The organism is Beijerinckiaceae bacterium (genome assembly GCA_004564215.1).
GTDB lineage: Bacteria > Pseudomonadota > Alphaproteobacteria > Rhizobiales > Beijerinckiaceae > Methylocapsa.
In genome coordinates, this window is sequence record CP024846.1 from 1,447,773 (window position 1) to 1,468,371 (window position 20,599).

Consider the following 20,599-nt stretch of genomic DNA (forward strand, 5'->3'; position numbering starts at 1 on the left):
ATGCCATGGCAGAGCAGCTAGCGCCAACAATGAGATCGTTCACGACGATAGCGGAACTTCGTAGTAACTGGCGCCAGGAAGAATCAAACGTGGCCCGCGTACCGCTCGCCGCAAGAACACCACTGCCCAGCAATGCCAAAACATCGCTGATGGGATTCGACATGGGCGAGTTCCAGTTTGATCCGTGGTTCACGAAGTGGAGCCAAGGTGCTTGCGGGGCAGAAGGTAATCGCTCTGCCGCAAATGTCTATAATTTCAGCTTCTGGCAGTATGTGGACATCAGCTACTACTATGGACACCAGCTGCTCACTGTCCCACCCACGGTTTGGACTAATGCTGCGCATAAGAACGGAGTACTGAGCCTCGGTACGTTAGGTCTGAATTGGTATGAGCAAGAGAATGTGGGCAAGTTTGACCTCGATGACGTGAAGGCCATGCTCACGAAACGTCCTGCGCAACCAGATCCGAAGAGAATGTATCTGGAAGAATGCATTGACGTGATGAAAAAGATTGCTGGCTACTATGGATTCGATGGCTATTTAGTAAATTTTGAACCGGAGGCGGGCGTGAACCTATCCGCCTTCAAGCCCGGCATGATGCAATTGCTCTCTGCTCTGAAAACTGCTGGACTGACAATGCTCTGGTATGACTCGACGTTTAGCAGCGAGAATGGTTTCTATGATAACCGCCTCACAGGGGCTCAATACGAATTCTTTACCGCTGCAAATAACTTCCAAGCTAATTACTTTTGGGGAACTCGATTTAAAGATACTGAAAAGTATCCACAGCTCTCATGGGAAGTGCTCAAAGCCAAAAACTCTGCGACGGCTCTAGACGACCGTAAGCGCGTATTCATGGCCGTCGACTGTTCAAAAGATCGCCGTACTCCCCCTTACGAATCGCCGTTCTTTTTCCAAACTCTCGCTCTGATCAACTCGAGCATCCAAGACCCGCCTAATTTTTTTACGGGGCTGGGTCTCTATTATCCAGCCTGGGTCATGTACGATCTCAGATTCCCGCCTGGCGACAAGGTAACGGACAAATTGCCCGACCGCGAAACCTTTCACAACAATGATGAAGCGTTTTGGTGCGGCACGAAGGACCTGATTGATTTTCCAAAACCACATGAAGGCCGCACAGTGCTGCCAAATGAATGTATGAGTTTTTACTTGCACGAACGTTCGGTGATCCGTTCTGCGCCATTTGTGACCACGTTTAACGACGGCGAGGGACTTTTCTATAACGTTGCCGGCGAAACCTTGTCCAAGGGGCCATGGAACAACTTAAGCGATCAAAGTGTATTGCCCTCGTTTCGATACAAATTTGCAAACACTGACAGCAAGACGAACAAGACAAAGCTTCAATACACTGATCCTGCCACCATATACACGGGAGGCTCAAGTCTATCAATCGATCTCTCCAAGATTGGAGTAGGCGGCTCACTGAACATCGTCCTTTTCAGAACGGAGTTCAAAGTGACGCCAACGAGCACAATTGGGCTCGTGGCAAAATTCTCTAGCAGCAAGGCCAACTTGACTTTGAAAGTTTCACGGCGGGGTTTTGACACAATCTCTATACCGGTAGAACAATCTATACCTTTAGAAAACGGCTGGACCCGTTACGTTTTTGATCTCAACAAGGGTGCAGCCGAGCAAGTTGTAACCGTTATTGGGCTCAACATAGAGGTCATGGCCACACCCACAATTTTTACTATAGGCGAACTGGCTCTGCTGGACAGCGCGCAAAGAATCGATCCGTCGCCTATTATGGACTTTCCTGGCGACTCAAAGGAGCTGGACTGGAGCAAGAACTTTCGCTCATCATCGCATTATCGCGTCTATGGCGTCTTAGGCAAAACCAGCTATTTGCTCGGTATCGCCTACAACTGCTTTTACCGAACGAAGTACGAGACTTGGGCTGGCGTGGTTGATGCAGTCCACATATTCAACACTGAACAATCGGGATTCACGAGTTACAAGGTCCAAGAGATCACCGCAGATGGTAACTACACGCCGCTCTAACACCAAAAACGTTAGCAAGTAGCAACGACATCTGTGCTGCGCTTGATTGACCCCGGGGCGGCGGATGTCACCATTCGATCATCGCAGCGCCGCGATGGATCGCGTCGGCAGCGGGCGAAAACGCCTCTCCCTCGTGAAGAATGAGAGGGGCCGCAATCGCAAGCGGCGCGCGGCTCCCTTTTTTCCCCCGCACAAGAATACGAATCGCCCTGCCGCCTCGCCTCGCATAGACCGGCAGGACGGTCATGCCGCCGATCCGTCCGGCGAGGGCGGTGAAGATGTCAGGCAGGGCATCGGGACGATGGATCAGAAGAAATACTCCGCCAGGCTCGACCAATGCCAACGAGGCCGCAATCCAGGCTGCGAGTGCCGCCGGACCCTGCTCCGCCATCGCATGGGCGCGCCGCTTTTGAGGTTCGGGTGAAAGCCGCGCCCGCCCCGGATCGAGAAAAGGCGGGTTGGTCAGAACAAGGGCGGCACTTTCATCGCATAATCCGGCGCCGCGACGGCTCGGCGGCGACAAGACATCCGCCTCGATGACAAAGCCGCGCTCCGCCAAGCCATTTTTGGTGAGATTGCCGCGGGCCAGGCCCGCGATGAAGGAATCATTCTCCACAAGGCCAATGCGCGCGCCGGGCCGCAAGACCGCGAGGGCCAGCCCTGCCGCGCCCACTCCGGCGCCCACGTCGAGGGCAAGACCGGAAAAATCGGCGGGTGCGGCGGCGGCCAGAAGCACGGCGTCTGTCCCGCTGCGGTGGCCTTTGGCGGGCTGATCAAGGAGAAGTCGGCCGCCCAGAAACGCATCTGTGACAATCCCGGGCATCCCGAGCGTCTCAACCATCGCGCAGTTCCCCGGCGAGGCCGGCCTCCGTCAAGGCCCTTCGCGCGCGTCCGGCGGCCTCGTCGGCGACCAGGATGCGGCGCGGCAAAAACGATAAGGAGCCTTCGACAGCGCTCATATGTTGATCGGCTAGAACGACGGCAATATTGTTTTCCGCCAGGATTGCCTCAACCAGCGAAATCAGCACAAGATCGTTGGTGCGAAGCAGTTCGATCACCTTAGTTCCCCACCGATATCGACCGGCCCGCCCTTCAATTTGCCATGGTGTGACGGATTGCATCTTTAATCAATCCGATGCAGTTCTTGATTTGCCGTTCGTTCCGTGCTGGGCATAAAACCCATCGGAGGTTTGCGCGCCAGCTCTTCACGTGGGACAATAGGCCCCACAAGTTGGACCGGCTCACGCCCCAGTTGCGAAGCGCCTAGCGGCGTCCTAATAAGTGCCGCCGGCATTCGGAGATAGAATTTTGGGCGTTGTCATCCCCCTCGAAGAAAAAACTCAGGAACCCAGCATCGACAAGCTGCTGGACTTGGTGACGACGGACATGGACCGCGTCAATCAGACGATCTTGTCCCGTGCCGCCTCGGACGTCACGATGATCCCCGAGGTCGCCAACCATCTGATATCCTCGGGGGGCAAGCGGCTACGTCCCATGCTGACTTTGGCCACCGCCGGACTTTGCGGCTATGCCGGATCCGGCCATATCAAGCTCGCCGCCTCGGTCGAATTCATGCATACGGCCACTTTGCTCCACGACGATGTGGTGGACGAAAGCGATATGCGCCGGGGCAAACTTGCGGCGCGTATGCTCTGGGGCAATGAGGCAAGCGTTCTCGTCGGCGATTTCCTGCTCGGCCAGGCCTTCAAGATGATGGTGGAGGTTGGGTCCCTGCCCTGCCTCGATGTTCTCTCGACCGCCGCCGCGGTTATCGCCGAAGGCGAGGTCATGCAGCTTTCCGCCGCCAAGGACACCGAGACCAGCGAGGATGATTATCTGGCGGTGATTCGGGCCAAGACGGCGGCTCTCTTCGGGGCCGCGTCGGAAGTCGGCGCCTTGCTCGGCCAACGGCCAAGGCCCGAAATTGCCGCCTGCCGGGGCTACGGCCTAAATCTCGGAATCGCTTTTCAGCTGATCGACGATGCACTGGACTATGGCGGGACATCGGCCAAGCTTGGCAAGAATATCGGCGATGACTTCCGTGAGGGGAAAATCACCCTCCCAATAGTCCTGTCGTTCCGCCGCGGTTCGCAGAAGCAGCGGGAATTCTGGCGCCGGACCCTTGAACAGGGCGAGATCGTCGACGGAGATCTCGAGACCGCGATTGCGACCATGCATAAGCACCGGGCGCTGGAGGACACGATCGAGCGAGCCCGCCATTATGGGGCCATGGCCCGCGATGCCCTGGAGCTTTTTCCGCCGTCGCCGTGGAAGTTTGCTTTGAGCGACGTTGTGGATTTCTGCGTCGGCCGCGCCTATTGATCCTGTGGATTGCTAAGGTCTAGCTTTCGCCCGGGATGCGCCCAAGGCTGAAATTGACCCATCCTGGCACAGCGACCCGCGCGCGCTGGTAACCTATTCTCAAGCTTACGCAACAACAATGCGGTTCCAAAAGGCCGGCCGATCGCCGTCCTGAAAGCGGCATGCGCCATGCCGATGAGCTTGGGACCCCATGGCTGGTTCGCGGATTGGTTGGGCGGCGGGCGCCGTCGCGCCCTGGTGTCTCGGGATGGCACTGGCCGTCTCGATAAGCGCAGATGCCGGACAGGAAGCCTCGTCCGGCGCCTCTCTGGCACCCTTATCATTGCGCGCCCAAGCCGCTCCAGCGCTGCTAGTTCCCCCGTCGATTGTCTCCCTCGGCATTGATTTTAATATGTTTTCCGGCAAAGCCCGCAAGCTCTTGCGGGAGGCGAGCCTTTCAATTGGCGATGACGATGAATTCAAGCGGCTCCCGGATGAGATCGAACCCCGCGCTGATGTGAAGCACAATGCGCAAATTTTTCCGTCGGTGGATCGGAGCCACAAGGGCGATCCTTTCGTCGGTTTGAGGCCGACCTTCGATTCAAAACTCAGGGAATTGGGCGGTGTCGCCTATCTCCGTGCCCATGATTTGATCTTCCATCACGACGAAACGGGACCGACCGGTGGTTTTGCGTTTCTCGATGGAGACGTGGCGGGTCCGGACAGCGTGGCCTCCTTCGAATCATGGCCGGATGGCGAAAGTCCGACTACGGCACATTCGATCGCGGATGCATCGCCGCGCCCGGAGAGCACACCCATGACCATGCGGCCGGCCGCCGTGAACGAGCGGCAGATCCAGGGAGCGACGCCCGCGACCCGCCGCGCGGTCGGGCTCGGATCGACCACGCCCGCCCCGGCCGATTCAACCCCGATCGAGGTCGTTGCTCTCCCTTCGGGACGAGGATTGTCGGCCCCGGCCATGAGTGAGGCCCCGGCTTCCGAGGCTCGCCCCAATTACGCGGCGCTGGTCGATCAGGATACATCCGCGCGCGAAAAACGCTGCCTTGCCCAAGCTATTTATTTCGAAGCGCGCAGTGAATCCGAAGAAGGCCAGGCCGCCGTGGCGCAGGTTGTGTTGAACCGCGTTTCAAGTGGCCTTTATCCGGCCTCAATTTGCGGCGTGGTGTTCCAGAACCGCCGGCGCTATCACGCCTGCCAATTCTCTTTCGCGTGCGAAGGCAGATCGTTGCGGGTCGCCGACCAGGACGCGTGGCAACGGGCGGTTCGGATTGCCGATGAGGTCTCCAACGGCCAGACTTACGTTTCGGATATTGGCAACTCAACCCATTATCATGCGAATTATGTCCGGCCCCGCTGGGCAAGAAGACTTGAAAAAATGGACGTAATTGGGCATCATATCTTTTATAAGCTAAGGCCTGGGCAGACATAATCATCGCAAATTCGTGCCGGCCATTTGGATTCCATGCCAGTTTTGGTTTCACGATGCACCGGCGGCCGTTTAACGAGCTGTCTCGCAAAACTGCAGCGAGATGGCAGATGGCCGACGCAAACTGTTCCGAGACCCATGTCAGGTTTCGTGATAGACGCGACGCGGCCTTGCGCATGAGGCGGCTGGGTCGCTTTCGGCCTTGACCGGTTCTCAGAAACTCGCAAGGTTCGAACCCCGCCAGGCCAACGCAAAACGGCCATGTTCATCGTGGAAGTTCGCGCGATCGAGCCTCGACGGCCGGATTTAATCGTTCTTGCACGGAAAGACCGTCAAATGCCGATCGTTTTGAAATTCGTTGAGAAATTTCACGGCTGGCCCATTCGCCGCTTTGCTTCTTTTGCGTTCGTTTTTTTCTTTATGCCGGCATTGTTGCTCGTCGGCGCGCTTGCGACAGCTGAAGCCCGCGCACGGGAGAATTTAGCCGTCGCGGCCCCCTTCGAGGTTGGCGGAAGTCCCTCCGGAAATTATCTTGCGGCTCTTGTCGCCGGTGCTGAGCGCGACACCGTGGCGGCGGCGACTTTCTTTCGCGAGGCGCTGCGGTATGACCCCCGCAACACCAAATTGCTCGAGCGCGCTTTTGTCGCGGCGATCTCCAACGGCAATATGCAGGATGCATTTGGCTTTGCGAACCGCCTGCTGGCGCAAGATCCGAACAATAGTCTGGCAAATCTGGCGCTCGGCATCAAAGCTATCAAAGCGAAGCAGTTTGACGCCGCGCGCGGTTATTTCGCAAAAGGCAGCGGCACCGGACAGCAACGCGACATTACCGCGACTTTGCTGACCGCATGGAGCTATGCGGGCTCCAAGAATACACGACGCGCCCTAAGCCTCGTCGACAAGCTGCACGGCGACAATTTCGGTGTTTTCAAGAATTACCATGCGGGCCTGATCGCCGATGTCGCGAATGATCAGGCGGACGCCCTCAAGCGGATGAAGGCGGCCTACGCCACCGACAAGAACACTCTGCGTCTCGTCGATGCTTATGCCCGCTTCATGGCTCGCCGCGGCGACCGTGACGAAGCCATTCGCGCCTATGAGGCGTTCGACCAAATTCTGCCCAACCATCCGATCATCGCGTCGGCGCTCGCCGACGTCAAAGCCGGCAAGCCCGTCCCCCCGCTGGTCGCGGATGCGGAGCAAGGGGCGGCGGAAGTACTCTACGGACTTGGTGCCGCCGGTGGCCAGCAAGGCGATGAACTTGCCGCCATGATCTATCTGCGGCTGGCGCTCTACCTCACCCCGCACAACAGCCTCGCCATCATAACCTTGGGCGACATCTACGAGCGCATCAAGCAGAACGAACAAGCGATCGACGTGTATGAAATGGTGCGGGAAAACGATCCCCTGCGCACCACGGCCGACATTCAAACCGGCCAGATCCTCGAAGCGCTTGGCCGCCCGGAAGAAGCGGCAAAATATCTCGCACGCATCGTCGATGAAAATCCCAAGAATGAGGACGCCTTGTCCGCGCTTGGCAATCTCCAGCGCGCGCACAAACAATATGGCGAGGCGATCGCCACCTATTCACGCGCCTTGGCCGAGACGAGCAAGCCCGCCAAGGCGACATGGCCAATCTATTACTTCCGTGGGATTTCCTACGAGCGGGTGAAGAAATGGCCCGAGGCGGAAGCCGACCTCGTGCAAGCGCTCGCGCTCTATCCGGACCAGCCTCTCGTCTTGAACTATCTTGGCTACAGCTGGGTCGATCAAGGCATGAACCTCGACGAAGCTTTCAACATGCTGCGCCGCGCCGTCGAGTTGCGGCCGACCGACGGATATATCGTCGATAGCCTCGGCTGGGCCAATTATAAACTTGGCCGCCTCGATGAAGCGGTCAAGGAACTTGAGCGCGCCATCGACCTCAAACCCTCCGATCCCGTGATCAATGATCATCTGGGCGATGCCTATTGGCGGGTCGGACGCAAACTCGAGGCGCATTTCCAATGGAATCACGCGCGCGACCTCGATCCGGAGCCCGATGACAAGGTCAAGATCCTGCGTAAAATCGAGCATGGCCTCGACGAAGAAGGACTTCCAGCCGCCGCTGAAGCCGATCCGAAAAAAAACGGAGGCTGATGTCCGATGGCGGCCGTAAGCGTGCGAGCCTCCGCGGTGCGGAATGCCAGAGCTCTTGTCGCGAACGAAAAATTTGAGGCATTGGTGGCGATCCAGTCCGGGCGCGCCTGTTGATCCTGAGCAAGGTAAGCAGCGCCGTGCCTCGCCTTTCAACCGAACGCGCGCCCGCGAAGATCAATCTCACCTTGCATATCGTCGGCCGCGGCGCCGACGGTTGGCACGCGCTTGAAAGCCTGGTCGCTTTTTCGCGCGGGGGCGACACGCTCACCTTTGCCGAGGGCCAACCCCTAGCTCTTTCGATCGAGGGTCCGACCGCAGCGGCTTCGGGCACACTCAACGACAATCTCGTCTTGCGCGCCGCGCGCAACTTCGCCGACTTTTATCCGGGGGCCAGGCTCGGCGCCTTCCATCTCCGCAAGCGTTTACCCGTGGCGGCTGGATTGGGAGGGGGATCGTCGGACGCGGCAGCCGCCCTGCGGTTGCTTGCCCGCGCCAATGGCCTATCGATCGAGGATGCGCCCGTGATTGACGCCGCGCGCGCAACCGGGTCCGATGTTCCGGTTTGCCTGGCAAAGCGTGCGCGCGTGATGCAGGGCAAGGGCGAGCAACTCGGTCCTTTGCTCGCGCTGCCGCCGCTCATCGGCCTGATGGTCAATCCGGGTGTCCCTGTCGCGACCGCAAGCGTTTTTTCGCGCATGAATATTACGCGTGGCACGGCAACCGGCTTCGGTGGTCACCCGGACCTTTATCCGGGAATGGCCATGGATTCGTTGATCGCCGCCCTGCGCAAAGGCCGCAACGACATGGAAGGGGCGGCCTGCCGGCTTGCCCCCGTGATCGGCGACGTCCTTTCGATTCTCTCGGCCGCGCCCGGATGCCGCCTCGCCCGGATGTCCGGTTCAGGCGCCACCTGCTTTGCGCTGTTCAAGGATTGCCGCTCGGCCGCGCGCGCCAAGAAGGCAATTCTTCGCGCGCATCCGTCCTGGTGGGCAAAGGCTTGCGTCTTGAATTGAATCGCTTGTTTGCAAACTGCGATTAAGACCCAATGCGTGACACTTGGCGTTGTGGCAAATCGCTGCCCCGCTCCCTAGGCAGCCGCGGGCTCCATCAAGGTTTTGAGCGACACCGATTCATCCGCGAGGCGGCTGGCCGCGACCCGCGCCCTGTCGCCGACAAGCCGTTTCGCGGCCAGGAACTCGCCCAGCCGATTGACCGAATCGGCCGCGATGACCTGCCCATCCCGCAGATAGAAAGCGATAAAGGACGAGGTGTCCATCCGGCCCCGGATCGCCAGCTCCTCATATCCGTCGGACAGGCCAACCATCTGCAGTTTGAGCCCATATTGATCCGACCAGAACCACGGCGCTGTCGCCGCAGGAACTGGTTTTCCCGTGATCGATGCGGCAACCGCACGCGCTTGTTCGAGCGCATTCGGGACGGACTCGATTCGTATTCTCTGCTGAAGAAAGCCGTGATTGGCATGCATCGCGCAGTCGCCGATGGCATAAATATCGGGATCGTTGGTGCGGCTTTCCTGATCGACGACAATGCCCCCATCGACGACGAGGCTGGCCTTCTCGGCGAGTTCAGTATTGGGGACAAGACCGATGCCGACCAGCACAAAATCAGCCGCAAAGGATTGACCGTCGTCACATTCCACCGCGCCGACACCGGTGCCGTCCGGGCCCGCGGTAAAATCGACAACCGTCACATCCGTGCGGATGTCGACGCCCGCTTCGCGATGAATACGTTCGTAGAATTTCGAAAGATCGGGCGCCGTGACCCGCGCCAGCACCCGTGGCGCCCCTTCGAGCACGGTGACCGCGAGGCCCCGCTTGACTGCGACAGCCGCGACTTCAAGCCCAACATAGCCGCCGCCAACGACCACGAGTCGCCGGCCGGCCTCGATGAGCGGCTGCAGCACTTCGACGTCGGCAATCGTGCGAAGATAAAGAACATTGCGCAAATTCGCGCCTGGCACCGGCAGTTCGCGGGCGCGGCCCCCCGTCGCTATCACGAGCTTGTCGTAACTAAGGGGCGGACCGCCTTCGAGCAAAAGCTTTTTTCCGCTGCGGTCGATCTCGTTGACGCGAACCCCGAGCCGCATTTCCACTTGCGCTTTTTCATAGGCAACCGCCGCCTTGTAAATCAGCGCGTCGGCACCGATCTCGCGGGCAAGAAATGCCTTCGACAAAGGCGGCCGCATATAGGGAAGATGTTTCTCCTCGCCGATGAGGACGATGCGGCCTTTGAACCTGTTCTGGCGCAGCAGAGTCGCGACCTCGCCGCCCGCCTGACCGCCGCCGATAATGGCGACCGTCGATGCGGCGCCGAGCTGAGTTGAATCCATCACTTAATCAAATTCCCGTAAGACCCTGCGTGAAGCCTGGATCATAGGCAAAGCCAGTTGCATTGCAACAAACCGCCCGGTCTCAAGGTGCCATTCTCTAGATCGGCGCGGCAAAAAAGAAAAGATTTGATGGAAGACAAGGCGTCGGGCGCTGCCCTGTCATTCCTTGAAGGCACGCGACAAATTGCTTGCCCCGGCAAAGGCCTTCTCCTGAGCGGCGTCGATGCGCGCCGAGGACAGGTCAAGATCGTCGACATTCGTATGAGCGAGGATCGCGCCGCGAAAATCGGCACCCCCCGCCTCGGCGCCGGCAAGAGACGCCCCCGCAAAATTCACGCCGGACATATTCGAAAACTGCAGATCGGCGCGCCCGAGTTTCGCATTTTCAAAATCCGCACCGCGGAGATCCGCCGATTTCATGACCGTTCGCATAAGCCCCATAGATTGGTTCTTCATGTCGGCGGCGAGATTGGCGTCCTTGAACTTGGCGTTGCGCAAACTGGCACGCGACAGATCGGCGGCGATGCGGGCGGCCGAAAGATCTGCGCCGTCGAATTTGGCCTCCTGCATTTGGCTCGCAAAGAGATTGGCACCGCGAAGGCTTGCGCCCGAAAAATCGGCTGCAACAGCCCAGGCCTGATCGAACACCGCGCCGTCAAGCTTAGTCTTCGACAGATTGGCCTTGTTCAACCGCGCGGCGCGGAAATTGGCGTTGGAGAAATCAAGCCCGGACAGATCCAGCCCATTGAGACTCTTGCCGGAGAAGTCGGCGCCCGCCGGCGCGGCCCTCAGGCTTGCCTCGACCTCGACCCTGGTCATCTCGGCGGAGGAAAAACGGGGGCTGGAAAGATCGACATGACGCATCATGTCCTGTGCCTGCGTGGCCGCCGTCGCAAGCCAAGCCGAGGCCGCAACGCGGACGATCCATTGAAGGCCGTTTTCCACTTGTGATGCTCCCTGCCGAGTTCATTCACTGAATTTTATTTTCTTGGGACAAGGATCGATCCACCAATTGGGCGGCTCAATTCCCGCGCAGTGACTATATAAGACTATCCGCGCCGCAACTGCCATGGGTTACCTTGAGCGCCACCCCAATCAGCGGCACCGTCTCGATCGGTTCGGCCATGACCAGAGAAGCCCTCGAAATGCACCGTCGAACGTCAGGCCGGGAATTGCCGATGAAAGACAGTTCCCTTCCAGACATCCACGCCACCCTCCAGCTTGCCGCCCCCCGCGCATTGGAGCTCGCCGCCGTCGCGACGAGGCGCGAGCATGACCTCCTCGGCGAGGCGGATGTTCCAGCCGATGCCTATTGGGGCATCCACACCCTGCGTGCGGTGGAGAATTTCCCGATCACCGGCATTCCGATCGGACATTTCCCCGAACTTGTACGCGCTTTGGCGCTGGTCAAGCAGGCGGCGGCGCGTGCCAACCGGCGCCTTAAACAGCTTCCGGCCGAGAAGGCGGATGCGATCGACCGAGCCTGCGATCTCATCGCCAAAGACCGGATCTATCTCGATCAATTCGTGGTCGATGCGGTGCAAGGCGGCGCCGGGACTTCGACCAACATGAACGCCAATGAGGTCGTGGCCAATGTCGCGCTGGAGCTAATGGGACGCCGGCGCGGCGAGTATCACATTTTGCACCCGATCGACGACGTCAATATGGCGCAATCGACGAACGACGCCTATCCGACGGCGCTTCGGCTTTCCTTGATCTTCGCAACCGAGCCCCTCGTTCAGGCGATGAAAGAACTCGCCTACGCCTTCAAAGCCAAAGCGGTTGAATTCGCGGATGTGCTGAAGATCGGCCGCACCCAAATGCAGGATGCAGTGCCGATGACGCTCGGGCAGGAATTCGATGCGTTTCACACGACCGTGAAGGAAGACATCGACCGCCTGCGGGAAGCCGTGGCGCTGTTTCGCGAGGTGAATCTCGGCGCGACGGCGATCGGCACCGGCATCACATCCGATGCCCGCTACGCTTCGCTTGCGGTGGAAGAATTGGCGCGCGCCTCTGGCGAGCCGATGGTGCTTGCCGCCAATTTGATCGAGGCAACCTCGGACATGGGCGCCTTTGTCCTGTTCTCCGGCGTGCTCAAGCGCGTAGCCGTGAAGCTTTCGAAGATTTGCAACGATCTGCGCCTGCTTTCCTCCGGCCCTCGGGCGGGTTTTGGGGAGATCCGTCTGCCGCCCGTTCAAGCCGGTTCTTCGATCATGCCCGGCAAGGTGAATCCGGTGATTCCGGAGGTCGTGAGTCAGGTTGCTTATCTCGTCGTCGGCAATGATCTGACAGTCACGATGTGCGCCGAAGCGGGCCAACTTCAGCTCAATGCATTCGAGCCGACAATCGGCTATGCAATCCTCACCTCACTTCGTATGCTGACCGCCGCGATCGATACTTTGACCAAGCGCTGCATCAACGGCATTGAGGCCGATCGCGAACGCTGCCTCGACCTCGTCGAAAACAGCATCGGTCTCGTGACCGCGCTTGGGCCCGTGCTTGGCCACGAAACCTGCTCGCGCATCGCCCGTCGCGCCTTGGATGAAAAACGTAAGGTTTCGGAAATCGTGCTCGAAGAAGGCTTGTTGACAGAGGCAAGGCTCAACGAATTGCTTTTGCTCGAAGCGATGACACGGCCGTCACGAATCGCGATGACGGCCTCGGTGAAACCGAAGAGTTAGAAGCCGGCCCTTTTACTTCGCATCCAGGGGCTTTTGAAATTTCAGCACAAAGCGGTCGCTTTCGCCGATCGCAGAATATTTTTCTCTGTCCTGGTCTTTCAGCTGGTAGGTGGGCGGCAGGGTCCAAACGCCTTCCGGATAATCCTTTGTGTCTTTCGGATTGGCATTGACTTCGGATTCGCCGACCAATTTGAAACCGGCTTTCTCCGCCAGTGCGATCGCATAATCCTGCCGGACATAGCCGCTTTTGGCCTGCGGGTCCTGCGCCTGATCGGGGCGGCCCCGATGTTCCTCAACACCCAAAATCCCACCTGGCTTCAGCGCCTTGTAAAACGACCGGAAAGCTGCGTCCGCGGTTCCGGCGCGCATCCAATTATGGATATTGCGGAACGTCAAAACGAAATCGGCGCTGCCGGGAGGCGCTATATCCTCGCCGCCTCCGGTAAAGGCGGTGGTGACGGTTTTGCCATAGAGTTCGGGATGGGCGGCGATGTTCGCTTGGATCGGCGCAATGTCCCGGCCGGCATCGCCGGCGGCGGTGTAGCGGCCGTGGTCCTTGAGGTAGGGCGCCAAAATCTCGGTCCAATAGCCGGCCTTCCCTGGCGTGACTTCGACCACATCGGCATCTGCTTTCACCCCGAAAAAGGTGAGAACCTCCAACGGATGCCGATAGGGATCGCGAGCCTTGTTGGCATCGCTTCTCTGCGGGCCGTTGACGAGCGCGACAAGGGCCGGGTCAGCGCCCTGTTCCGCGCTCGCATACGGGATCTGGGCGAGGCCGACAGCAAAGCAGATCGCGGCAAGCGGCCCCGACATTTTGCTCCATGAAACTCCCATCCTTTTGGCAAACATGCACGCCTCCTTATTGGTTCGTCTCGGCCTGTCACGACGCGATTATTTAGGAGGCCGGCGTTCCCCATCGAGCCACGCCGAAACCTCCTCCACATTGGCCGCGCCCTCGATCTTGCGCATCGCGCCATTGCTCCCGATCAGAAAGGTAAAAGGAATCTCGCCTTGCCATTTAGGGTCGATTTCGTAGCGCAATCGCTCGACAAAACCATCGTCGAAAATCCAGTTCTCGGCATTTGAAAGGCCGGATTTCGCAAGGAATGCCTGCGTCGCGTCTGGGGAGTCGGGCACCAGATCCGCGCTCACGGTGACAAGCGGCAAATCCGGTCGCTCAGCCAGCAGCTTTCCCCACGCGAGCATTTCCGAACGGCAGGGTCCGCAGGTCATTCCCCAGAAATGCACGATCACCGGCCGTCCGGAATGGGCTTGAATCAAGGCCCGCCAGCTGCCGCGAACAAACGGATTGAGCTCTGCCGCATTGCCAAGGCTGACCGACAGGCACAGAGCGGCGAGAAGAGTTGCAAAAGACTGCGGTCTCACGAGGCTTCCTCGAGTATGAGAAGACGGTAGCCTTCCTTCTGGGTTTGCCAAGAGAGGAAAGCATGGCGGCCATCGCTGACGAGCACGGGATGGTCCGACTCCTCGGTCGTCACGGCGACCGCCCTCAGGCTGCTCCAATGTTTACCGTTATCCTGCGAGACCATGGTCATGACATTGGTGTGATCGCCGTCGAATTGCTTCCAAGCCAGCCAAACCTTGCCATTGAAGCCAAGAAGATCCGGTCTTCCCGGCGCTTGATCCGGCAGGCCAACCGGCATGGGTTCGGAAAAGCTGCGCCCGCCATCCGTCGATCTTGCATAAAATAGGCCCTTGCGCACACGACCATTGGTAAACCACGCAACATGATAAGCACCGTCGCTGGCGACCGCGAGGCTCGGACCATGGTGTGGGCAGGCATCGATGGCCCAATCATCGTCGCTGACGCGATAGACCGGACCTGGCTTGCTCGGACCATCAAATGTCAAAATCGCGTGATCCCGCACGCTTGTGTTGAAAAGATTGCGAAAGAGGACGACGGGACGCCGTGGGCCGGCAAAGCCGATGGCGATGCGACAGCATTCGCAGGTATTGTCATGGGCGATCGCTGCGTCCGAGAAGGTCGTTGCGTGATCGCCGGACCAGGCAAAGGCAAGCCCCGCCCCTTCATAGGGTTCGCCCTTCTCCTTGGCCGCGGCGCGGTTGCGCTTGTCGACCCAGGCCGAAAAAATCGACCCGTCGGAATCCAAACCCATCGCGATGAAACGCTGACTCGCCTGGTCCGCCGTGATCGGCTGCGCCGCCGCGAATGTCTTGCCGCCGTCGACCGAGCGCGTGAAGAACAATTGGCCGTTGTATTTATCGTCGCGGAAAGTCGCGTAAGCGACAATCACGCGGCCTTTGCGATCGACGATGATTTTGGGTCTCGACTCCGGACCCCCGTCGAGTGCGACGGGGTCCGGAGTGATGACGACGGGCGCGGTGAAGGAGCGGCCATGATCGGACGATTTCGCCACGAAGATTCGATTTCCGACCCGTGCGGCAACCCATAAGGCGCCATCCGGGGCAAAGGTCGGCGTTACGACGGCCGCACAGGCAAGCGACAGGTCGGAACAGGTTTCTCGTCCCTTGTGCTCGTGCGACATTTCCGCGACGACCGAACCGGAAGCGGCAAGAACCACCAAAGCAATAATAAGTGCAGGCCAGCGATTCAACATTGAACTCTCCTCCACCCGATCTCTCGGGCCACGCACCGGGGAAGCTCTCGTCAGAACTTCACTCTAATACCCCCGACGAAGACACGCGGAAAGCCCGCATAGATCGTGCCGCTATTGGCACCGCCATTTGCCGCCAGCACCGTGGCCGGGTTCTGAAATCCGGTGACCGCGCTGATCGAGTTGGTGACATTGTTCGCGGACGCAATGTAGGTGTTGTTGAAGACGTTGCGAACCTCGAAATAGGCGCCGATCTTCTGAATGAAGGAGTTTTGAATGTCGGCGTCATAATGAAGGTTCAAATTGACGATCCGGTAGCCCGGGATCTTCAACAGATTGCCGTTGTCCGCATAGAAAGAGTCGGTCAAATAATATTCGGCATAGGCTCCAAGGCCTTTCGCCGGGCCGGTCGGCACATCATAGCCGAGCCGAGCGGTGAACTCGTTCGGAGCGACCCCCGGAAGCCAATGACCGGCCCGGTCGAAAACCGAGGTCTTTTTCCCCGCGCTGAGCTGCTCCGAATATTGGGTGTAAATCTGGTTATCGTAGGTGTAGGCGAGCCTCGCCTTCCATCCTGGGTAAAACCGCCATTCGCCCGCGACTTCGACGCCGCGATGCTCCGAGCGCGGGGCATTGAACGTATATGTCAGCAGCGGCGACGGGCCAGGCGATTGCGAGATCAATTCGTTGCGGAAGAATTCGTAGAACCCTGTTACGCTCAGTCTTACGGTATCCAGCGGTGTCCAGACGGCAGAAAGATCATAGCCGAGGTTGGTTTGGGATTTCAGCTGCGTGTTATTCCCCGCCACGCCCGTTGGGGTGACGAAGAGGTTGCTGGCTTGCGGTGTTCCATAGCCGGTCGCGACTCTCGCCTTGATCAGCCAATCGCTGTCGGGGCGAAAGACCAGCGCGCCTTCGGGAGCGATGTTGTAATAGTCATTGTTTGCCGAAGTTAAGCTGCTAGTCGGAATACCCTTCGGGTAGCTAAATGCGTTCAGGGTTCCGTTCACATTCGTATATTCGGCCCCTAAACCAGCGACCCCGGTCAAAAATTCATTGAACCGGATTTCTTCGCGCCCATGCAGCCCCATGTTGGTTTGCTGGGAGGGGACGATCTGAGTCACCCCTGCGAGCGGCGCATTGGACCCCGGACGGAGATTGTATGTATAGCCGGTCGTTCTCTCGGTGTTGAAATAGACCCCACCAAAATGCACGGCTTCCAAGCCAAAGACGGTCCCTCGGCTGGTGATGTCGGACATGAAGTTGATGGCTGGCTCATCGCCAAGGGAGCTGGTGGCGCCCGTCGGCTGATTGTAGTTCTTGTCGTCGAGGACAACTTGGGTTCGCCAGATGGAGTTATTGTCGAGATTATGCTCCCAGCGTAGGCCCAGGATCGACCGTGTGTCGTTGCGGTGGAACCCAGCCTGATAGGCGGTCTCAGGAACCGTGGCGCCAAAGAAGCCGTTTTTCAGGATGTTATTGGTTCCGCAGCCGGCCGCCTTTGCCGCCGTTGTGCTGGCGAAGACATAGCAGTTTCGTTGATAGGGATTTTGGTAGAACTGGTTGAGGTTGAGACGAACCGACAGATCGCCGTAGAGCCGGTTGCTGATCAGTTTAAGCGTGATCTTGTCATCCGGGGTCGGGGAATAAGAGCCAAGAAAATTGATCGTCTGGGTGTTGAACAAATTGTGATTGGTCGGTCCATTGCCGATCACATTGCTGGTAAACAGCGACACGTCGAAATTGCCGCTCTTGAGACCGTAAGCGAGGTAATTGTTGAGATAGCCGAAGCTGCCCGCGTCGGTTCCGACCTCGATGCCGTTCACCTCCGCACCCGTTCGCATCCGAAAATTGAGGGCGCCGCCGGTCGCGTAATTTCCGTACAGCGCCGAGGACGGCCCGCGGATGACGTCGATCGCGCCATAGGCATGGGGATCGGTCAGGTCCGTCCGCGAGAGCCCGTCCGGTTGCGTCACCGGAAATCCATCCTCGAAAATTACGACGTTGCGAATGCCGAAGCCGACTTGCGCATTCGAGCCCCTTATCGAGATCCCGACGTCGCGCGGCCCATTGCCTTGCTTCAAAGAAACACCGGGGCTGTCCCGCAAGACGTCAAAGACGGAGAAGGCCTGCGTATTGATCATCCGGTCCGCGGGGATCGTGGTCTCGACCTGTCCCAGAGGCGTTTGATAGAGAGACTCCGGGGTCGTGTTCAGATCTCCTTCCGGGCCGATTGCCAAGCCGGTCGCGGTGACCTCGACGGCCGGGAGCTGCGCCGATTCGGCAGCTTGCTGGGCCTGAACCCCGAGCGGCCAGAGGGATGTGGTAACCATGAGAAAGGCAAGCGGGTGCGCACGCCGGCGCGTCGAGAAATTGGAGCGCATTTGAGTGATCTCAGCTGAACGAGGGAAAACTGCATGCGTCGGGGGTGCCGACCATGCGGAGTTGAGAGTGGGCTTCAGCTGAAGAGGGGTGGCCCGCGCGGTGGCCGATGCTGGTCGGCGCCGAACACAACATGTTGAACGCTAGGTGCCCGCCAGCGGATGAATTGCGGTTCGGCATTAAGCGTGGCGGCGGTAAACGCCCGGCCGTCCGGCGGAAGCCAACCGCCCACGACGATTTGGCAGAGCTGGCAATGGTCATGGTGAGGGAGACTGGGGCCGGGGTCCGAGGGGTCGGTAACGGTCCCAACGTCGGTGGAGCAGATCGGAAGATGGTCGAATGGATCGACGGCATGCGTCACCATTCTCGAAGCTGCGACCGGCACCAAGGCCTGAGTCAGCAGCGCGAGACCAACTAAAAATGCTCCGAGAAATCTACGCCCCATCATTGTTGCTTTATGTTGTCTGGGTCAGCTTTAACGTTAGCTGAGCCAATGCAACCGAGGCAACCCTGGGTTTAGGAATCGATTGTAATCTCGTCGTATCGTGACATCAATGTCACGATTTAGAACAAGACTAGTTAAAGATAATGAGGAGTTACTGGCAAATGAATTGACTGATGACTGTGAATACTTGATTCAATTCTTCATCCCGAACGCCACTTCCGCGGCAAAGGAACGTGGGGCGCCGGGTGGTGGCGGCGGAAAAGGCGCGGCGCGGCTGACCAGAGCCACGCTTTCCGCATCGAGATCCGGATCGCCGCTCGACCTCAGGAGCGAAACCGAAATGACATGTCCGGCCTCGTCGAGGACAAAGCCAATGGCGGTCACTCCTTTTGCGCCGCGCTGGATTGCCGCCTCGGGATAATGCTTGGCCCGAGCCAAAATGCCGAAAACAATCACCTTGTAACTCATGGCCTCGGTGCCGGCCTCGGTCGGCAAAGGGACTGCGACGGCGCGGAAAATGTCCGGTCCGGAATCGAAGGGAAGTGTATAGCCGGATCGCTCCGTCGGAAAATTTGAGGTGGGTTTGTCTTGAAGCGGCGGCGATATGCTGGGCTGCGCGTTTGGCTGGCGTTCCTGTTTGGGGCTCTCTGGACTGATGGTCTTTATGGGCGTTCCTGAGTCCTGCTGTGCCACGGCTCCGGGCGCCCCGGCTCCTTTGGGCTGAGGCGGCCTGGCGGCGGTCACGGGCGGTTTCGCAGCCGAGTCAGGCTGCGATTGTTCCGGGGTTTCGCGCGGTCCAGCAGGCTTTGAGGCCGAATCCGGCTGAGGCGCGGAAGGCGCATCCTGTTTGGCGGCCGCTGGCGCAGGCTTTTTTTCAACCGTCGCGGATTCGCTCACCAATTCGACCGGGATTTCGCGCGCACGTTCCGCGGAAGGGGGTGGCAGCTCGAGAAGAACGAGCCCCAACAAGAGAAGCCCATGGGCAACCAGCGACGCGGCCGCAATTGGGATCAAAAAACGCTGGCGACGCCCAGCTGCGCTCGCTCCATGGGCCGAGTCGTAAAACTGAGCGCTACGATCGACGACGATGTTTTGATGCTCGGTTGGATCGGCGACGGAGGTCGTGAGAGATAGGTTGTCGTCCGCCGCTTCTCGCAAGAATGGCGTTTTTGGACCTGGGACACGCCCCGCGGATTTAATGGACGGAAACATGCAGCGGTGAAGCGCAGCGGTCGAAACAAAAAGCCTATGGGACGAAAGCATTTTCATTGAAGCGGAATTGAAGAATTTGCACAATGCTTCTGACAAAACGATAAAATGCTTTCCTATGGGATTATAGAGCACTGTTGACGCAGTTAGACCCGGATTGCAGCGAATCAGGGGCTTTTCGCCCGGTCTCGTTGCGAGATTTTGTCTCGCCTCCAGGTGCCGCGGGATGCCCGGCGGTGCGGATTGCCGGTCGCCGCTTGTGTTATTTCAAGTTAGGCTTAATCAAGCCGTTGCGAGTTTTTCGCTTCTTAAGGTGAGCTGGCAGCCATGCAGACCCTTGCCCGTGTTCCATTCTTTAAAGACGTCGCCGACCTCGATTTCGAACGGTTCGACCGGCGCTGCAATTGGCGGCGATACAATGAAGGGGAAACCGTCGTCGATTACGAAGACGAATCCTCGGATGTTTATTTTATCATTTCCGGCGAAGTCAGGATTCTGATTCGGACCCTCGCCGGCAAGGAGATCATTCTAGGCGAGACCAAAGCTGGCCAATTTTTTGGGGAGATGGCGGCGATCGACGGTGCGAAACGCTCGGCCAATGTGACCGCCCTGACCAATTCCGAACTCTGCATTATGCCGACCACCGTCTTTCGTGAAGTGATTTTCGCTTCGCCCACGACATGCGAACGCATTCTGCGGCTGCTGACCGGACGTGTGCGCGAGCTCAATGCGCGGCTGGCGGAACATTCGATCTTCGATCTCAAGCACCGGCTCTATTCGGAGCTTTTGCGGATGGCTCATCCGCGTCCTGGCCGCCCGGACGAACGGGCGGTGACTCCTCCACCCTTCCACCATGTGCTGGCCGCGCGAATCGGCTGCCGGCGTGAACAGGTGACGCGCGAACTTTCCGCAATGAGCGAAGAAGGCCTGGTGGAAAAAACCCGCGGCGCGCTCATTTTGTTGCGACCACAGGTCCTGGAGGCTCGCCTCAACGAGGCCATGCGAGAGGGCGGCTGATCCT

Annotated in this window: 17 protein-coding genes; 8 read left to right on the forward strand and 9 right to left on the reverse strand. The window is 58.9% G+C overall.

Going from position 1 to position 20,599, the window contains the following annotated elements; all coding sequences use genetic code 11:
- Positions 1–5 precede the first annotated feature (5 nt).
- On the forward strand, positions 6–2,021 hold the full coding sequence (locus tag CU048_06795) for a hypothetical protein (protein ID QBR71036.1): 2,016 nt from the start codon (positions 6–8) through the stop codon (positions 2,019–2,021).
- Positions 2,022–2,088: 67 nt separating this feature from the next.
- Here CU048_06795 and CU048_06800 read toward each other — a convergent pair whose 3' ends face one another.
- Together CU048_06800 and CU048_06805 are read right to left on the reverse strand one after the other, a co-directional pair.
- A complete protein-coding gene (locus CU048_06800; GenBank protein QBR72724.1) occupies positions 2,089–2,844 on the reverse strand; it encodes a methyltransferase in 756 nt (251 codons plus the stop codon).
- 10 nt (positions 2,845–2,854) lie between these two features.
- Positions 2,855–3,079, reverse strand: coding sequence for a DUF2007 domain-containing protein (locus tag CU048_06805; GenBank protein QBR71037.1), 225 nt, complete (start codon positions 3,077–3,079; stop codon positions 2,855–2,857).
- A gap of 250 nt (positions 3,080–3,329) precedes the next feature.
- On the opposite strand from CU048_06805, the gene CU048_06810 reads away from it, so the two are divergent.
- From CU048_06810 to CU048_06825, 4 genes are all read left to right on the forward strand, one after another.
- The gene (locus CU048_06810) at positions 3,330–4,343 is read left to right on the forward strand and encodes a polyprenyl synthetase (GenBank protein QBR71038.1); all 1,014 of its coding nucleotides are present in this window, start codon (positions 3,330–3,332) and stop codon (positions 4,341–4,343) included.
- Between the two features lie 190 nt (positions 4,344–4,533).
- Positions 4,534–5,772 carry a cell wall hydrolase gene (locus CU048_06815; protein QBR71039.1) on the forward strand — a complete coding sequence of 413 codons (1,239 nt, stop codon included), beginning with the start codon at positions 4,534–4,536 and terminating at the stop codon, positions 5,770–5,772.
- Positions 5,773–6,189: 417 nt separating this feature from the next.
- A complete protein-coding gene (locus CU048_06820) occupies positions 6,190–7,908 on the forward strand; it encodes a hypothetical protein (protein QBR72725.1) in 1,719 nt (572 codons plus the stop codon).
- A 137-nt stretch (positions 7,909–8,045) separates the two neighbouring features.
- The gene (locus CU048_06825) at positions 8,046–8,921 is read left to right on the forward strand and encodes a 4-(cytidine 5'-diphospho)-2-C-methyl-D-erythritol kinase (protein ID QBR72726.1); all 876 of its coding nucleotides are present in this window, start codon (positions 8,046–8,048) and stop codon (positions 8,919–8,921) included.
- Between the two features lie 74 nt (positions 8,922–8,995).
- On the opposite strand, the gene CU048_06830 is transcribed toward CU048_06825, so the two are convergent.
- Positions 8,996–10,258, reverse strand: coding sequence for a pyridine nucleotide-disulfide oxidoreductase (locus CU048_06830; GenBank protein ID QBR71040.1), 1,263 nt, complete (start codon positions 10,256–10,258; stop codon positions 8,996–8,998).
- A 159-nt stretch (positions 10,259–10,417) separates the two neighbouring features.
- Positions 10,418–11,125 carry a pentapeptide repeat-containing protein gene (locus tag CU048_06835; GenBank protein ID QBR72727.1) on the reverse strand — a complete coding sequence of 236 codons (708 nt, stop codon included), beginning with the start codon at positions 11,123–11,125 and terminating at the stop codon, positions 10,418–10,420.
- A gap of 311 nt (positions 11,126–11,436) precedes the next feature.
- On the opposite strand from CU048_06835, the gene CU048_06840 reads away from it, so the two are divergent.
- Positions 11,437–12,942 carry an aspartate ammonia-lyase gene (locus CU048_06840; protein ID QBR71041.1) on the forward strand — a complete coding sequence of 502 codons (1,506 nt, stop codon included), beginning with the start codon at positions 11,437–11,439 and terminating at the stop codon, positions 12,940–12,942.
- 12 nt (positions 12,943–12,954) lie between these two features.
- Here the strand turns inward: CU048_06840 and CU048_06845 are convergent, their stop codons facing one another.
- From CU048_06845 to CU048_06860, 4 genes are read right to left on the reverse strand one after another with little or no spacing between them, the layout of a single operon-like run.
- Positions 12,955–13,794, reverse strand: a complete 840-nt coding sequence (locus tag CU048_06845) for a methyltransferase (GenBank protein ID QBR71042.1) — start codon at positions 13,792–13,794, stop codon at positions 12,955–12,957.
- Between the two features lie 42 nt (positions 13,795–13,836).
- On the reverse strand, positions 13,837–14,331 hold the full coding sequence (locus CU048_06850) for a TlpA family protein disulfide reductase (protein QBR71043.1): 495 nt from the start codon (positions 14,329–14,331) through the stop codon (positions 13,837–13,839).
- Positions 14,328–15,545 carry a glycosyl hydrolase gene (locus CU048_06855; GenBank protein QBR71044.1) on the reverse strand — a complete coding sequence of 406 codons (1,218 nt, stop codon included), beginning with the start codon at positions 15,543–15,545 and terminating at the stop codon, positions 14,328–14,330. The genes CU048_06850 and CU048_06855 overlap by 4 nt, the downstream gene beginning before the upstream one ends.
- A 50-nt stretch (positions 15,546–15,595) precedes the next feature.
- Positions 15,596–17,926, reverse strand: coding sequence for a TonB-dependent receptor (locus tag CU048_06860; protein QBR71045.1), 2,331 nt, complete (start codon positions 17,924–17,926; stop codon positions 15,596–15,598).
- Between the two features lie 107 nt (positions 17,927–18,033).
- Between CU048_06860 and CU048_06865 the strand changes: the two genes are divergently transcribed.
- The gene (locus tag CU048_06865) at positions 18,034–18,342 is read left to right on the forward strand and encodes a hypothetical protein (protein ID QBR71046.1); all 309 of its coding nucleotides are present in this window, start codon (positions 18,034–18,036) and stop codon (positions 18,340–18,342) included.
- A 219-nt stretch (positions 18,343–18,561) separates the two neighbouring features.
- Here CU048_06865 and CU048_06870 read toward each other — a convergent pair whose 3' ends face one another.
- Positions 18,562–19,713: a hypothetical protein gene (locus CU048_06870; protein QBR71047.1), complete on the reverse strand. Its 1,152-nt coding sequence runs from the start codon at positions 19,711–19,713 to the stop codon at positions 18,562–18,564.
- Between the two features lie 192 nt (positions 19,714–19,905).
- Between CU048_06870 and CU048_06875 the strand changes: the two genes are divergently transcribed.
- Entirely contained in the window at positions 19,906–20,595 is a 690-nt protein-coding gene (locus tag CU048_06875) for a cyclic nucleotide-binding protein (GenBank protein QBR71048.1), read from the forward strand.
- Positions 20,596–20,599 lie beyond the last annotated feature (4 nt).

Coding starts and splice junctions, on each gene's coding strand:
- CU048_06795 (QBR71036.1), top strand. CDS start 6: ATGGCAGAGCAGCTAGCGCCAACAATGAGATCGTTCACGACGATAGCG.
- CU048_06800 (QBR72724.1), bottom strand. CDS start 2,844: ATGCCCGGGATTGTCACAGATGCGTTTCTGGGCGGCCGACTTCTCCTT.
- CU048_06815 (QBR71039.1), top strand. CDS start 4,534: ATGGCTGGTTCGCGGATTGGTTGGGCGGCGGGCGCCGTCGCGCCCTGG.
- CU048_06820 (QBR72725.1), top strand. CDS start 6,190: ATGCCGGCATTGTTGCTCGTCGGCGCGCTTGCGACAGCTGAAGCCCGC.
- CU048_06830 (QBR71040.1), bottom strand. CDS start 10,258: ATGGATTCAACTCAGCTCGGCGCCGCATCGACGGTCGCCATTATCGGC.
- CU048_06835 (QBR72727.1), bottom strand. CDS start 11,125: ATGATGCGTCATGTCGATCTTTCCAGCCCCCGTTTTTCCTCCGCCGAG.
- CU048_06840 (QBR71041.1), top strand. CDS start 11,437: ATGAAAGACAGTTCCCTTCCAGACATCCACGCCACCCTCCAGCTTGCC.
- CU048_06845 (QBR71042.1), bottom strand. CDS start 13,794: ATGTTTGCCAAAAGGATGGGAGTTTCATGGAGCAAAATGTCGGGGCCG.
- CU048_06855 (QBR71044.1), bottom strand. CDS start 15,545: ATGTTGAATCGCTGGCCTGCACTTATTATTGCTTTGGTGGTTCTTGCC.
- CU048_06860 (QBR71045.1), bottom strand. CDS start 17,926: ATGCGCTCCAATTTCTCGACGCGCCGGCGTGCGCACCCGCTTGCCTTT.
- CU048_06865 (QBR71046.1), top strand. CDS start 18,034: ATGCTGGTCGGCGCCGAACACAACATGTTGAACGCTAGGTGCCCGCCA.
- CU048_06875 (QBR71048.1), top strand. CDS start 19,906: ATGCAGACCCTTGCCCGTGTTCCATTCTTTAAAGACGTCGCCGACCTC.